General features: G+C 52.4%; 16 protein-coding genes and 1 pseudogene. 15 read left to right on the top strand and 2 right to left on the bottom strand.

The features are described from left to right. Nucleotides 1–26: 26 nt before the first annotated feature. The 10 genes and pseudogenes from BMY11_RS26040 to BMY11_RS29820 all read left to right on the top strand — a co-directional run. Nucleotides 27–1,220 carry a D-alanine--D-alanine ligase gene (locus BMY11_RS26040; RefSeq protein WP_090582922.1) on the top strand — a complete coding sequence of 398 codons (1,194 nt, stop codon included), beginning with the start codon at nucleotides 27–29 and terminating at the stop codon, nucleotides 1,218–1,220. Nucleotides 1,221–1,286: 66 nt separating this feature from the next. After that, nucleotides 1,287–1,604, top strand: a complete 318-nt coding sequence (locus tag BMY11_RS26035; protein ID WP_090582920.1) for a hypothetical protein — start codon at nucleotides 1,287–1,289, stop codon at nucleotides 1,602–1,604. Next, complete coding sequence (gene uvsE / locus BMY11_RS26030; protein ID WP_090582918.1) at nucleotides 1,601–2,608, top strand: UV DNA damage repair endonuclease UvsE; 1,008 nt, start codon at nucleotides 1,601–1,603, stop codon at nucleotides 2,606–2,608. The genes BMY11_RS26035 and uvsE overlap by 4 nt, the downstream gene beginning before the upstream one ends. Nucleotides 2,609–2,770: 162 nt before the next feature. After that, nucleotides 2,771–3,538 (top strand): enoyl-ACP reductase FabI, encoded by a 768-nt coding sequence (gene fabI / locus BMY11_RS26025; protein ID WP_090582916.1) that lies wholly within the window; start codon nucleotides 2,771–2,773, stop codon nucleotides 3,536–3,538. Nucleotides 3,539–3,668: 130 nt separating this feature from the next. Beyond that, the gene (locus BMY11_RS28615; RefSeq protein WP_143069354.1) at nucleotides 3,669–4,061 is read left to right on the top strand and encodes a hypothetical protein; all 393 of its coding nucleotides are present in this window, start codon (nucleotides 3,669–3,671) and stop codon (nucleotides 4,059–4,061) included. Continuing rightward, complete coding sequence (locus tag BMY11_RS26020; RefSeq protein WP_090582914.1) at nucleotides 4,021–4,335, top strand: hypothetical protein; 315 nt, start codon at nucleotides 4,021–4,023, stop codon at nucleotides 4,333–4,335. The genes BMY11_RS28615 and BMY11_RS26020 overlap by 41 nt, the downstream gene beginning before the upstream one ends. Before the next feature lie 207 nt (nucleotides 4,336–4,542). Continuing rightward, nucleotides 4,543–5,385 carry an inositol monophosphatase family protein gene (locus BMY11_RS26015; RefSeq protein ID WP_090582912.1) on the top strand — a complete coding sequence of 281 codons (843 nt, stop codon included), beginning with the start codon at nucleotides 4,543–4,545 and terminating at the stop codon, nucleotides 5,383–5,385. Between the two features lie 111 nt (nucleotides 5,386–5,496). Continuing rightward, nucleotides 5,497–5,910: a GntR family transcriptional regulator gene (locus BMY11_RS26010; RefSeq protein WP_177182839.1), complete on the top strand. Its 414-nt coding sequence runs from the start codon at nucleotides 5,497–5,499 to the stop codon at nucleotides 5,908–5,910. Continuing rightward, nucleotides 5,907–6,404: a DUF1648 domain-containing protein gene (locus BMY11_RS26005; RefSeq protein WP_177182838.1), complete on the top strand. Its 498-nt coding sequence runs from the start codon at nucleotides 5,907–5,909 to the stop codon at nucleotides 6,402–6,404. The genes BMY11_RS26010 and BMY11_RS26005 overlap by 4 nt, the downstream gene beginning before the upstream one ends. A gap of 5 nt (nucleotides 6,405–6,409) precedes the next feature. After that, nucleotides 6,410–6,538, top strand: a pseudogene (locus BMY11_RS29820) (DUF5808 domain-containing protein); the annotation flags it as partial. 536 nt (nucleotides 6,539–7,074) lie between these two features. On the opposite strand, the gene BMY11_RS25995 reads toward BMY11_RS29820, so the two are convergent. Both BMY11_RS25995 and BMY11_RS25990 read right to left on the bottom strand, forming a co-directional pair. Then, nucleotides 7,075–8,391: a glutamate-1-semialdehyde 2,1-aminomutase gene (locus BMY11_RS25995; protein ID WP_090582904.1), complete on the bottom strand. Its 1,317-nt coding sequence runs from the start codon at nucleotides 8,389–8,391 to the stop codon at nucleotides 7,075–7,077. Nucleotides 8,392–8,491: 100 nt separating this feature from the next. After that, entirely contained in the window at nucleotides 8,492–9,610 is a 1,119-nt protein-coding gene (locus BMY11_RS25990) for an LCP family protein (RefSeq protein WP_090582902.1), read from the bottom strand. A 301-nt stretch (nucleotides 9,611–9,911) separates the two neighbouring features. Here BMY11_RS25990 and BMY11_RS25985 point away from each other — a divergent pair, with 301 nt between their 5' ends. From BMY11_RS25985 to BMY11_RS25965, 5 genes are read left to right on the top strand one after another with little or no spacing between them, the layout of a single operon-like run. Continuing rightward, complete coding sequence (locus BMY11_RS25985; RefSeq protein ID WP_090582901.1) at nucleotides 9,912–11,036, top strand: ABC transporter ATP-binding protein; 1,125 nt, start codon at nucleotides 9,912–9,914, stop codon at nucleotides 11,034–11,036. Beyond that, a complete protein-coding gene (locus BMY11_RS25980; protein WP_090582899.1) occupies nucleotides 11,033–11,827 on the top strand; it encodes an ABC transporter permease in 795 nt (264 codons plus the stop codon). The genes BMY11_RS25985 and BMY11_RS25980 overlap by 4 nt, the downstream gene beginning before the upstream one ends. A gap of 5 nt (nucleotides 11,828–11,832) precedes the next feature. Further along, nucleotides 11,833–12,624 carry an ABC transporter permease gene (locus BMY11_RS25975; protein ID WP_090582897.1) on the top strand — a complete coding sequence of 264 codons (792 nt, stop codon included), beginning with the start codon at nucleotides 11,833–11,835 and terminating at the stop codon, nucleotides 12,622–12,624. 31 nt (nucleotides 12,625–12,655) lie between these two features. Next, nucleotides 12,656–13,138 carry a thioredoxin-dependent thiol peroxidase gene (gene bcp, locus BMY11_RS25970; protein WP_090582896.1) on the top strand — a complete coding sequence of 161 codons (483 nt, stop codon included), beginning with the start codon at nucleotides 12,656–12,658 and terminating at the stop codon, nucleotides 13,136–13,138. Nucleotides 13,139–13,190: 52 nt separating this feature from the next. Continuing rightward, nucleotides 13,191–13,862: an aspartate/glutamate racemase family protein gene (locus tag BMY11_RS25965; RefSeq protein WP_090582894.1), complete on the top strand. Its 672-nt coding sequence runs from the start codon at nucleotides 13,191–13,193 to the stop codon at nucleotides 13,860–13,862. The last annotated feature ends 48 nt before the right edge of the window (nucleotides 13,863–13,910 follow it).

The following is a 13,910-nucleotide window of genomic DNA, read 5'->3' as shown; positions in this document are numbered from 1 at the left end:
AAACTAACATAACCGGAGGATTAACCATGGGGGAGATAGTGCGCGTAGGACTTGTTTACGGCGGGCGCTCAGGCGAGCATGAGGTTTCGCTGCAAACCGCACTGGCAGTTATGAAAGCCTTTGATTACAGCAAATACGAAATTAAACCTTTCTATATTTCCAAGACAGGCGAATGGCGCGCGGGAGATATGCTGCTCGCGGCGCCGACAGGGCTCGATCAGCTCCGCCTTGCTGGCGGCTCTGCTATCATTGGTACGGAAGCGCTCATGCCGGTATTTGGCAGCATTCAAGCGGTGGACGATTTGGCTGCAGCGCCGGCAACGATTTCTTCGGTGCCTGCTGAAGTGACGATCTCTGCAGTATCTAATGGCGTTCCGGCACCAGAAGTCGAAGCGCCGATTGATGTCGTATTCCCGCTGCTTCACGGCACATTCGGTGAAGACGGCACGATCCAAGGGTTGTTCGAGATGGCGAACATTCCGTATGTTGGCGCAGGTGTGCTTGCGTCGGCAGTCGGGATGGACAAAATCACGATGAAGAAAGTATTCGCGCAAGAAGGGTTGCCGCAATGCATCTATCGGCATTTCAACCGGACGCAGTGGCAGAAGGATTCGTCTTACTTCATCATGGAAATTGAAGTAGCTCTTGGCTACCCTTGCTTCGTCAAGCCGGCTAACCTTGGGTCGAGCGTCGGTATTTCCAAGGCACGCAACCGCGATGAGCTTATCCAAGCTGTCGAGTACGCGCTGCGCTTTGACCGCAAGGTCATCGTCGAAGAGTTCGTGGATGCCCGCGAAATCGAAGTGAGCGTGCTTGGCAATGACGAGCCGCGAGCTTCCGTTGTCGGCGAGATCACGTCCTCGAGTGAGTTCTATGATTATAAGGCAAAGTACATCGACGGCAAGTCGATGATGCATATTCCAGCGAACATTACGCAGGAGCAATCCGATTCCGTTCGCGAGATGGCGCTTCGTGCGTTCCTGGCTATTGACGGCTCGGGCCTGTCGCGAATCGACTTCTTCCTGCGCAAGGAAGATGGTCAAATCTTCATCAACGAAGTGAATACGATGCCGGGCTTCACGCCTTACAGCATGTATCCGCTCATGTGGAAAGAAAGCGGCATGCCGTACACCGAGCTGCTGGATAATCTCATTCAGCTGGCGATTGAACGCCATGCCGAGAAACAAACGATTGATTATAGCGGAGGCAGCCCGGCTTAATTGCCGGGTTCCTCGCTTTTTTTACATTTGGTACATAAAATTTGTAAACGAGAGGCTGGTCTTATAATGGGTTTTCAATCCGAGTTTAATTCCGTGTGCAAGTTCAAGTCGAACCAAGAATTGTACGAGCTGCTTGAGTACGGCCGTGGAAAAATGGTCAAGAGCGGCTTCCGTGTTTACCCAACCGGCCAGAAGGTGATCGCCTACACGCCTGATAATGAAGCGATTGCGATCGTGAAGATTCTCGTATCGATAGCGGAAATTAATTTTCAGGGCGAGGAAGTAACGCAAGTGGAGATGGAGCTCGTTCGCAAGCTGACGGAGGAAGAGGCGCGGATTCAGACTGCGCTTGCACATGAAATGTTCTTCGGAGAGCAAGCATGATTGTCCGTTTCGGCTTCGTTGCGATGAGTACGCTGCTGGAGAAGAATGTGTCGCCATCCCGTACGATGACCTATGCCACCTTCTCGAAGCTTGATGATCGGGAAGCGGGGCTGCGCAGACTTGAGCGCATTGCGGAAGAGAATCTGCGCACGACGCTGCGGCTGATGAAGCACTGTGTCGGGCATGACGTGTACGTGTACCGGATGACGTCGAAGATCATTCCGCTTGTGACGCATGATGCGCTCCAGGGATGGGACCCTTATCCAGCGCTTACAGAAGCATTCGCAGATATCGGGCGGTTTGCGAAAGAGAAGGGCATGAGGCTTTCCTTCCATCCCGACCATTTCTGTGTATTCAGCACGCCGAGACCGGAGGTGCTGGCGAAGTCGAAGGAAGACTTGAATTACCATGTCACGATGCTGGAGCATATGGGACTAGATGAGTCTTCTGCAAAATGTAATATTCACGTTGGTGGCGCGTATGGCGACAAAGTTGTTTCGGCAGAGCGGTTCGTGCAGCAGTTCAGCGAGCTTGAACCGCGGCTGCGGAGCCGGGTTACGCTTGAGAACGATGACAAGACGTTCACGACGCGCGAGACGCTGGCGGCTGCCGAAGCCGTGGCTGTACCGATGGTGCTCGACATTCACCATCATGCCGTCAATGACGGCGGCGAGACGGATGCATCGCTACATGACGAGCTGTGGCCGCGCATTCTGCGCACCTGGACAAGCGCTAGCGGCGAGCCGGTAACTGTGCCGCCGAAGCTGCATGTGTCGAGCCCGAAGAGCGAGAAGGAGCCGCGAGGCCATGCAGACTTCGTTGATGTGACGCCGCTGCTTCGATTCCTGCGCGGGATCGCGGGATCTACGGACCGGCTGGACGTCATGATCGAAGCGAAGCAGAAGGATGCGGCGCTGCTGCAGCTGATCGCGGATATGCGCAAGCTAGAGCTCGAAGGCGAAGGCATTCATGTTATCGATGGGGGCAGCATCGAAATTCGTTAAGACAGAAATGGACGTGCTCTACCCAGCCGCCCACTTCGGGCAAACGAAGGGACAGGAAAAGCTTGATCTTTTCTGTCCCTTCGTTTATTTTTGGTAAGGAAGCGCTATCATAAGACCTTCATCATGGATCACAAATACTTTTGTAGAGAGGATTGTGAAACAATGAACGGATTATTAACCGGTAAGAACATGCTTGTGATGGGGGTTGCGAATGATCGAAGCATCGCTTGGGCGATCGCACAGTCGCTTGCTGCACAAGGCGCACGGCTAGCTTTCACATATGAGAATGAACGGGTGGAAGAGCGTGTCCGCAAGCTGGCGGAGACGATTCCCGGTTCGCTGCTGCTGCAGTGCAATATTACCGTCGATGAAGAGATAGACGCTCTTGTTCATCAGCTGAAGGAATCGTTCGGCGTGCTGCACGGGCTGGTGCACAGCATCGCTTTCGCCAAGACGGAAGAGCTCGACGGTATGTTCGTGGATACGTCACGCGCAGGCTTCGCGCTTGCCCACGACATTAGTGCATACTCGCTAACAGCGGTCGCGCAGCGTGTCTATCCGTTGATGACCGAAGGCGGCAGCATCATGACAATGACCTATCTAGGTTCTGAGCGTGCTCTGCCGAACTACAATGTCATGGGCGTTGCGAAGGCCGCGTTGGAAGCGTCCGTCCGTTATTTGGCTGCTGATCTTGGTCCGCATAACGTGCGGGTGAATGCAATCTCAGCTGGCCCAATTCGTACGCTCGCGGCGAAGGGGATAAAAGATTTCAATTCGATTCTCCGCCAAGTCGAGGCAAAGGCGCCGCTGCGGAGGACGACCGATGCGTCAGAAGTGGGCGACACGGCGATGTTCCTCATGAGCCAGCTGTCGCGCGGCATTACGGGCGAGATCATTTATGTGGATAATGGCTACAATATTGTAGGTTAGAGTTTGGTGCGAAGAGAATGAGTGAGCGTTCCTAAGGGTTTGCTGGGAAACCGGACAAGCTTAAAGGAACGCTTTTTTTTTTGCATTTAAAGGGTATTTCGAGGTCGCAGCAATTGATGAACCCGAGCCGGTGTCTATCGAGGTCGAACCTTCGCAGGTAGATCCACCACAAACGGATGAATCAGTACAGGCAGATGAGCCAGCCCTCACAAGCGTTGATCCAGCATCTATGCCTGTTGTGAGTGAACCTGCTACATCAGATGAGTCGCCGCAAGCCACTGAGCAAGCTCCTGAGCAGTCCGCGATTGAGTCTGATCCAGAAGGCATGCCCGAGAATAGTCCTCCTGCTGAGGTTCAGCCTGCAAGTGAACCGATGGAATCGGAGTCGATTGGACCGGAACTTCCTTCCGTCACTTCTGCTGCCGATGTACCAGCAGCAGCGCCATGTGACAAACATGCACTAGCGTGTGGATACGAATTTGGTGTTTGGCATTACTTCGGGGCTGACAGGCGGTGGTGCTAACTATCATGTTACAATTTACTACAGCATTATCAAAGCAGATGGGTCTATCTCCTACGATGGTGTTCCAGGAGGAGAGGGCGGTTACTTTGCCCTTGGTAATGATCTGACTCACCTGAACCTCAAGCAAAGTGATGGGGTCATCCTGCAGCCTGGTGATTCACTCAAAACAGTGGCTTATGTTAGCCTTGACCAAGATGCGGATAACACGTATCAAGGATCGAGTCTGTCGGCAACCCTTACGGTCAAGGGACAACAAACGAATAGCCCTAATTAAATGTAATCGATTGCGAGAAGCAGCCCTAGTCGGCTGCTTCTTTTTTTTGCTTGAACTGTTGAAACTGCGCGGAGTGGAAACGATGGTACAATATGGAGTAAAATAAAGAGTGCGGACTAAAAGCGATTATAGTCTGGAACTTTACAGACCGTGCAACGTATAGTAGGTAAGCAATTATGAACTCATAGGAAAGTAGTGTGATTAACCGTGAGTGAGCACATTATTGGAGGCAAGAGCTTTACCGCTGTTGCAATCAATTGCGCAGCCAAAGCTGGAGAATGGATTAAGACGAAGCTAGGCAACCACACGACCTTGTCGTTAAAATATTCCGCGCAGGATCTTGTGACCGAAGTCGATAAAGGCGCGGAGATGATGATTCGCAATTTGGTGCTGACGCATTTTCCCGATCATTCGTTCCTCGGTGAAGAAGGTGTTGAGCCGGGACCGGAAGCATCGACTCGTGCACTGCAATCCGTAAGAGATGCCGAGTATTTGTGGGTTGTAGATCCTCTTGATGGAACGACGAACTTCGTGCATAGCTTCCCGTTCTTCTCTGTTTCGATAGCGCTTGCGCATCGGGGAGAGATTATCGTCGGCGTCGTTTATGACCCGATTCGCGACGAGTTGTTCGTGGCTGAGAAGGGGAAAGGCGCTTACGTGCGCGGCCGGAGGATGGGCGTGTCATCTGAGCAGAGTTTGCGGGAGAGCTTGATTGCAACGGGCTTCCCGGCGGATCAGAACTATGCGCTTCCGCTGAATATGAAAGGGCTGCAGGCGCTTGTGCCTCAAGTGCGCAATATTCGCTCAGGCGGATCGGCTGCGTTACATATGGCCTATGTGGCGGCGGGACGGCTTAGCGGGTTCTGGGAGATCGGTCTAAATTCATGGGATTTGGCGGCAGGCTCGCTGCTGATCTCCGAATCGGGCGGACGCATTACCGATGTGAAAGGTAATCCGTATGACCTTGGCGTACGCCATGTCGCAGCGACGAACGGGCATATCCATGATGAGTTTCTGCATGTTCTCCAGCAGGCGGAATCCAGCAGCTAGAACTTTTTGATTGTGTTGAACGTCTCTTGAACCGTCCAGGACCGGATGGGAGAAGAGGCGTTCTTTTGCATAGAATAGTGTATGGAGCTTCATGGAGAGGGGGCTGACAGCATGTTGTATATTGAGCTGGAGATACAAGGCGATGTGCCGATGCATGATCAGATTGCGCAGCAAATTATTGCCGGAATCGCTTCAGGAACCATTCAGCCTGGCAAAACGCTTCCTTCTGCGAGGCGACTCGCTTCCGCGTTACGGGTCAAATCGCAGGTCGTGAATAGAGCCTATCATTCGCTGATCACGGAAGGGTTTCTGTTAGAGCGCTATGACGGCAAATTAGGTGTGCTTGTACCTTCCCCTGCGGAGATGCCGAGGGTGACTGAGGGGTATATGAATCGTCTGCAAAAGCAGCTTCAGTCGTTGGCGGCAGAGGGCCGAGCAAGGGGCATGACGGAGGCCGAATTCAGCAAAGCATGTGTGAAAATATATCGCAGCGATTTAACAAGGATGGGAGACGCTTTGGAATGACGGTTGGCATAAGTAGGCGGGGGCGAGTGAATATCCCGGCGAGCTGGTATTTGATCCAATTCTCCATCATTGCGGCATCCGTGATTGCGGTGGTGCTCATGTGGGATCGGATACCAGAGCGGCTGGCGGTTCATTATGACATCAGGTTTCATCCAGATCGGTATGATGACAAGAGCGGCGGCACCGTGTTTATTTTGAATGTGATTCAGTTGTTCCTCCTCGTACTGCTTATAGGTGCGGAACGTGTGGTTGCTTTTGGCGCAGCTGCACTGGGAAAAGGAATGCCGCAGAAGCAGCAAGAGCAGTATCGCTATGCGAACGGGCTGTTCTTATATGTGCTGTCGCTCCTGCTCGTCGTATTCTTCAGTTATGTACAAGCGACGATGTTGTACGGCTGGCCGGTTCTTGGTGTGATGGCGGCGACGATTGCGCTTATTGTTCTGATCATCGCAGGTATTGTTGCTCTTATCGTCTATGTAAGAGGCTGGGGATAGGTGCGGTGGCGGACTTTGGCGGAGGTGAGGCTGAGGGCAAATGGATCGCCGGCGGTATTTATTACAACCCGCAGAACCCCGCGCTACTCGTGCCGAAGCGGCATGGCATCGGCTGGACCATGAACTTCGGCAGACCACTTGGCTGGGTGATTCTACTCGGTATATTGGCAGTACCGGTTCTCATTGTTGGAATTGTCGCGTGGGTGAAATAATGCAAAAAGACGCGGCCACCGCATGGTGTGCCGCGTTTATTATTTTGGCGTGTAGGGGGAGAAGCGTTTGAGGTCCAGCAGACCAGCTACATGTTTGTGTTTGGCTGAGTTTTGGCTGAAGAAGTCCAGCAGACCAGCTACAAGTGCGGGGTTTGCTTGGAATTTGTCAAAGAGGAGTAGCAGCTACCCTACATAGGGGAGATTGGCTGCAGGGTTCTTAAAGAGGGATACGTACTGCCCTACATTTGCGATAATTACAAGTAAATCGTCAAAGAGGGGTTCCAGCTACCCTACATAGGGGAGATTGGCTGTGAAATTCTGAAAGAGGGGTACACAGTACCCCTTAACTTCGAAAATCGCGTGCAAAACGCTAATGTGTGGCACCTCGAACCACACATTGGCAATAAACGCCCGTAAAACGCAAAAGAGTGGTACATGTACCACTCTTTTCTTAAGCTCTATCGAGCCAGTTGAGCAAAAGCCTTCTCCGCCGCCGCGATCGTAGCGGCGATATCCTCGCTCGTATGCGCCGTGGTGAGGAACCACGCTTCATACTTGGATGGCGCGAGGCAGATGCCTTGATCGAGCATCAGGCGGAAGAACTGCGCGAAGCGCTCGCCATCCGTATCCTGCGCCTCATCGTAGTTCGTTATCGGATGCTCGCAGAAGTGTGCCGAGAACGAGCCGCGGATGCGGTTAATCGTCAGCGGAATGCCGTGCTTGTCCGCTGACTGCTGCAGCGCGTCAGCGAGCTCCGCCGCTTGCGCATCCATCCGCTCGTACACGCCTGGCTGCTGGAGCACCTCCAAGCAGGCGATGCCCGCCGAGATGGAGGCTGGGTTGCCTGCCATCGTGCCCGCCTGATAAGCCGGGCCGAGCGGCGCGACCTGCTCCATCACTTGCTTTCGGCCGCCGTAAGCGCCGATCGGCAGGCCGCCGCCGATGATTTTGCCAAGCGCCGTCAGATCAGGCTCGATTGCGGCATGGTCGGGGAACGCGCTGTACGTCTGCGCGCTGCCGTAGTGGAAGCGGAAGGCGCTGATGACTTCATCGTAGATGACGAGCGCGCCGGCTTCTCGCGTCATGCGACATAAGCCTTCAAGGAAGCCGGGTTCCGGCATCACCATGCCGAAGTTGCCGACAATCGGCTCGACCATAACGGCAGCGACATCGGCGCCGAATGTCTCGAGTGCGATGCGCAATCCGTCCAGGTCATTGAACGGGACGGTGATTACTTCACTCGCAATGCTGACCGGAACGCCAGCGCTGTCTGGTATGCCGAGCGTCGAAGGGCCGGAGCCTGCCGCAACGAGCACGAGATCGGAGTGGCCGTGATAGCAGCCGGCGAACTTAATGATCTTGCTGCGCTTCGTGTAGGCGCGAGCGACACGGATCGTCGTCATAACCGCCTCGGTGCCAGAGTTGACGAAGCGAACCTTATCCATCGAAGGGATTGCTTCCTTCAGCATGCGAGCGAGTGTGATCTCAAGCTCCGTTGGCGTACCATACAGCGTGCCGTTCGAAGCTGCGCGAGTGATTGCCTCGGTAATATGCGGATGTGCATGACCGGTAATGATTGGTCCATATGCACATAAGTAGTCGATATAGCGGTTATCGTCGACGTCCCAGAAATGAGCGCCACTAGCGCGTTTCATGAAGACAGGCGCGCCGCCGCCAACCGCCTTGAAAGAACGGGACGGGCTATTGACGCCACCGACAATATGTTCGAGCGCTTCCGCATACAACTGCTCGGAGCGCGGCCTTAGAATAGACATAAACGTTAGAAACCTCCTGAACAAATAATATCCCTTATTGTACCGCTACGAATGCGGCGACACAACAAAGGAGAGGCATTCAGCCTCTCCCTAAATGAACTTATTTGCTTGTGCCGTTCGCAGTGTTGCCGTTCGCGCCTGACGAGTTGCTGCCAGTGCCTGTGTCAGTGCCAATGTCACTGTCGCTGCCGTTCGTGCTTGTATCGCCCTCGCCCGAACCTGCTACAGCCGGCGCAGTATCTTTTGCAAGCTCATCCTGTACAAAAGTAAGCAGCTCGCTTGAGTCGCTTACAGCAAGCACGGATGCGCCGCCGACCTTCTTGCCGCCAAGCAGCTCCATCGGAGGTACTTGCGTTTGACCAGCTACACTTGTTTTAACGCCAAGCTCGGCCAGCTTCATCATATCCGTAACTTCAATGTTAGACTCCACATAAGGCTGAATGCTGTCCACAATCTTCTTCATCTTCAGCAGATTCCAGCCACTCTTCAGCTCATCGGATACCGCGGAGAGCAGCTTGCGCTGACGCTCCGTACGCGTGAAGTCGCTCATCGCATCATGACGGAAACGCACATATTGCAGCGCCTTCGTGCCATCGAGGTCTTGAACGCCTTTCTTTAAGTGAATATCGTAACGGTTGCCATCGGCATTATCGACGTAGTTCATATCCTTCTCAACGTCAAAGTTCTTAATGCCGCCGAGCGCATCGATTAGTGACTTGAATCCTTCGAAGTCAGTATACACATAATATTGAATATTAAGGCCAAGCAGATCACCAATTGTTTTCATTGCAAGGTTAGGACCGCCAAGCGCAAGCGCTGTGTTTATCCGGCCATCGCCATGACCATCAATGTCAACATACGTATCACGCAATACGGAGAATAAGTGCGCTTTTTTCGTAACTGGATCAACGGAAACGACCATCATCGAGTCGGATCGTGCCGTTTCATTCTTCTGCAGACCGCGGTTGTCGCCGCCCATAATGAGAATATTAACGCGTTCAGTTCCTTGCCATTCCGGGGGCTTCTCAGCTGGTTTTTCTTCGAATTGCCCGAACATGGAGTCATCCTTTGACTTACTGAAACCATCTAAGCCTTTCACGACTCCGACACCTTGATAAATAAAGAAGCCTGCAACTAACAGGACGGCTACACCTAATCCAAGCAATGCCCACTTCCACGGCTTTTTCTTTTTGGGTTGTTGCGTACGTGCGCGTGCCATTTTCGTTACTTTCCTCCTAGGACCAATATTTATTTTTTGTATAGTCGAGTACAACGCGGCGACATTTTTGGAGAACACTATAGCATTACATATCATAAAATTATAAAATGGTTTGTCGTAGAGAAGCAAGTTTTATCTCAAAATATAAGAAAGTAGCGAATTTTGCTATTCTAGCTTATATTTTTCCGCGAAACGTTTGCTTTTGCACGGGGTGGCGACAGTCGGTTGCACTTTATAGCAGCGAAAATAGTTGATATTTCCCAGGAAATGTCGAGAAAAGAGAGGAGCTGAGCATAACCATATGCTAGCAATAGATGTAAGAGATTTACGCAAGCAGTTTCAGGTTCAGAATAACCGAGTAGGTGTCGGCGGTGCGCTCAAAGACCTGTTTAAGCGTGAGTACAACGACATAACTGCGGTCAAAGATATTTCGTTCCAAATACCGAAAGGTGAAATCTGTGGTTACATAGGCGAGAACGGAGCGGGCAAATCGACGACGATCAAAATGCTGACAGGCATTCTGGTTCCTACATCAGGCCATCTGCAGGTTAATGGATACGTGCCGTACAAGGAGCGCGAGAAGTTTGTACGCGGCATTGGTGTCGTATTCGGCCAAAGAAGCCAGCTGTGGTGGGATATCGGCGTTATCGAATCGTTCCAGCTGCTGCGTAAAGTTTACCGAGTGCCGGAGGCAGAATTCCGGGGTAGGCTCGATGAGCTGGTGGAGCGGCTTCAGCTTGGCGATCTACTGAATCGTCCCGTGCGCAAGCTAAGTCTAGGCCAGCGGATGCGTTGCGAGCTTGTGGCGTCGCTGCTGCATAACCCGTCCATTCTGTTTTTGGATGAGCCAACAATCGGCCTAGATATCGTCGTGAAGACCGAAATCCGTGAATTTTTGAAAAAAATCAACCGAGAGCACGGTACGACGATTCTGCTCACAACACACGATCTGCAGGACATCGAGGCGCTCTGCTCACGCGTCATTATGCTTGATGACGGACGCATTATCTACGATGGTAGCCTTGACGAGCTAAAGGCGAGATGGAGCAAAGGTCGCGAGCTGCAGTTCCAATTCGGCGAGCTGCCGCCGCTTGAAGTGCTGAAGCAGTTGACCGATGGACTGAACGGTGTCACTTGGACGGTGGACAACGAGCTGACCGCGACGATGTGGCTGCCGCATGAAGTGAATGTATCGGATGCGCTAGCGCGTGTCGTTGGCAGCCGAGCGGACATTCGCGATATTAAGATCATGGAGACGAACACCGACGATATCGTTCGTGAAATTTATCAATCCGGCTCTGCGTCGAGCGAAGCGGCGGATAAGCTGAGCCAGTCCTCTAGTACAGAGGAAGCGGTCAGTGAGACTAAGAGCGGCCTTGCAACAGCAGCCGCCGCGTCTGACGAGGAGAAGGTGTCGCAATCATGAATAGCGCCTATCTCGAACTGATCCGCATCCGGTTTCTCATGATGCTCGCTTACCGCGTGAATTACTATAGCGGTATCGTCATCTACACGATCAACATCGGTGCGTACTATTTTCTATGGGCAGCGATCTTCGGCGATCAGAAGGTGCTTGCCGGCTTCACGCTTGCCCAGATGACTACTTACGTCGCGGTGTCCTGGATGGCGAGAGCGTTCTATTTTAACAACTTAGACCGTGAAATTGCGAATGAAATTAGAGACGGCAGCGTAGCCGTCCAGTTCATCCGTCCATACAACTACTTGTTCGTGAAGCTGATGCAGGGCTTCGGCGAAGGGCTGTTCCGGCTGCTGCTGTTCATGGGCCCGGGCCTTGCGCTTGTCTGCCTGATCTTCCCGGTGAAGCTGCCGACGGACCTTGGCACGTGGGGCATTTACTTTGTCATGCTGCTTTTCAGTTTCTTAATAAATACTCAAATTAATATGCTGGTCGGCTTGTTTGCATTCTTCGTGGAGAACAATGAGGGGATGCTTCGCATGAAGCGCGTCGTCGTTGACTTGTTCTCAGGCGTTATTGTGCCGGTATCGTTCTTCCCGGGATGGCTTGCCGTAACGATGAAATGGTTGCCGTTCCAAGCGATTACGTACCTGCCGAGCTCCGTCTTCACAGGCCGTACGACAGGCGATGATGTGCTTCGAGTGTTCGGAATCCAACTGTTTTGGTTCCTCGTGCTAATCATTCCGATCGCGTTAATATGGCGTCAGGCGCGGACCCGGCTGTTCGTGCAAGGAGGTTAAGGCAGATGTTTTATTGGTCACTTGCGATGGAATATATGAAGAATTATGCGAAGACAAAGCTGACGTATCGTGCAGATTTCTGGGTGGAGCTGCTGTCGGACTTGCTGTTTCAAGGGGTTAACCTGATCTTCATCCTGATCGTGTTCCAGCATACACCGGCGCTTGGAGGCTGGTCGGAGGCTGAGGTTGTGTTCGTTTATGGCTACTTCATGGTGCCAGCGGGTATCTTCGGCGCGTTCTTCAACATTTGGAATTTCAGCGATCGTTATATAGTCAAAGGCGAGTTCGACCGCGTACTCACGCGTCCGGCTTACAATCTGTATCAGGTGTTGCTGGAAAATCTCGATCCGCCGTCTCTATTCGGCTCGCTTGTCGGGCTTATTATTATGGTGCTTGGCTGGGGCGATCTCGGACTTACTTTCAACGTGCTGGATATTCTGATGATGATTGTTTTCACAATCGGGTCCATCATGATCTATGCGGGGCTGTTCACTGCGCTGACGGCGATTTCGTTCTACTCAGATGCGCCGACAGGCATATTGCCGCTCATGTACAATATCTCGAACTATGGGCGTTATCCGGTTAACATTTATAACAAAATCATCCGGTTCATGCTGACGTGGCTGCTGCCATTCGCTTTTGTCGGCGTCATTCCAGCTTCATATTTCTTGGATACGGACCATGAGGGACTGTCGAAGCTCGCGCTGCTTACGCCGGTTATGGGAATCGTTATCTTCGGAATTGGGATTGGGATATGGAACTTCGGCGTGAAGAAGTATCGGGGAACAGGATCGTAACAATTAGGTTTATGGTTAGGGGATGAGAGAGATGGCTAGAGCGATTAAGGCAAAAGCGGTTGTAGGCAAAAAAGCACCGGATTTCACATTGCCAGGCAGAGAAGGACGCGAGGTTACCCTCAGTCAGTTCGTCGGGCGCAAGGTCGTCCTCTTCTTCTATCCGAAGGATTTGACTCCAGCCTGCACGCAGGAATCTTGCGACTTCCGCGATTCCTATTCGGTATTCGGGGAAACCAATACGGTGCTGCTGGGGATCAGCATTGACGATGAAGCTACACACGAGCGGTTCGCGACGAAGTATGAGCTGCCCTTCGAGCTGTTGGCAGATCCGGAACATCGCGCCTGTGAGCTGTATGGCGTCTGGCAGATGAAGAAGCTGTATGGCCGTGAGTATATGGGGCTTGTGCGCTCCACGTTTCTGATTGATGAGAAAGGCAAGCTGGTTCAAGAGTGGCGCAATCTGCGTGTGAAAGGTCATGTGGAGGCTGTGCTGGAAGCAGCAAAAGCGTTATAAGAACAGGTCAATAAGAGCTAAACGATTCCTCAGAAGTTTAGGGGTGCACAAGGTGATTAAAAAACTGGCATGTTTGCACGCGCATTATTCCAATATCGCCTATATCGAGCAGGCTTTCCCTGCTTCCGGAAGGGTTCAATTGATTCACTATGTGGACCCTGGGTTGATGAGCCGACTATCCTTAGGCAGCGGGTTCGATGATATGCAGGCACGCGAGAAGGTTGCGGAGCAGATCGAGTGGATCGCGGGTACGAAGGTAGATGCGATTCTCATCACGTGCACGAACTATATTGCGCTGCTTGATGAAGAGCGGCTTAAGTCCAAGGCGCCTATTATAAAGATCGACGAGCCGTTCTTCGCCGCCATCTGCAGCTCGGACGAGCCTCAAACGGTGCTGTTCACGAATCCGGCGACGGTGGAAGGAACGATGAACCGGCTGCATGATTTTGCAGCTTCTCGTGGTATAACGCTCGGGCAGATTGACGTACAGGTCGTCCCGAATACGTTCGAGCTGATCATGCAGGGGAAGAAAGAAGCGTATATGGACGAGCTAACGAGCAGCATGAGAGCGTTCTTCGAAGTGTTGGGCAACGGTGCAAAGCTGTCAGTCGCTCAGCTGTCGATGGTAGATGCAGCGCATCAGGTGGAACGTGAGCTGGGCGTTCAAATCGTGAATCCACTTCAGACACTAGCTGCCGCTTGGAGTGGGAACGAACCGAAATAATAGATATATGTACAATCGCTCTTCCGCGCTGGAAGGGCGATTTTGTTA

The sequence above is a fragment of the Paenibacillus sp. OV219 genome (assembly GCF_900110075.1).
Classification (GTDB): domain Bacteria; phylum Bacillota; class Bacilli; order Paenibacillales; family Paenibacillaceae; genus Paenibacillus_Z.
The sequence above is the reverse complement of the archived record's forward strand: the minus strand, read 5'-3'. Positions and strand labels throughout refer to the sequence as shown.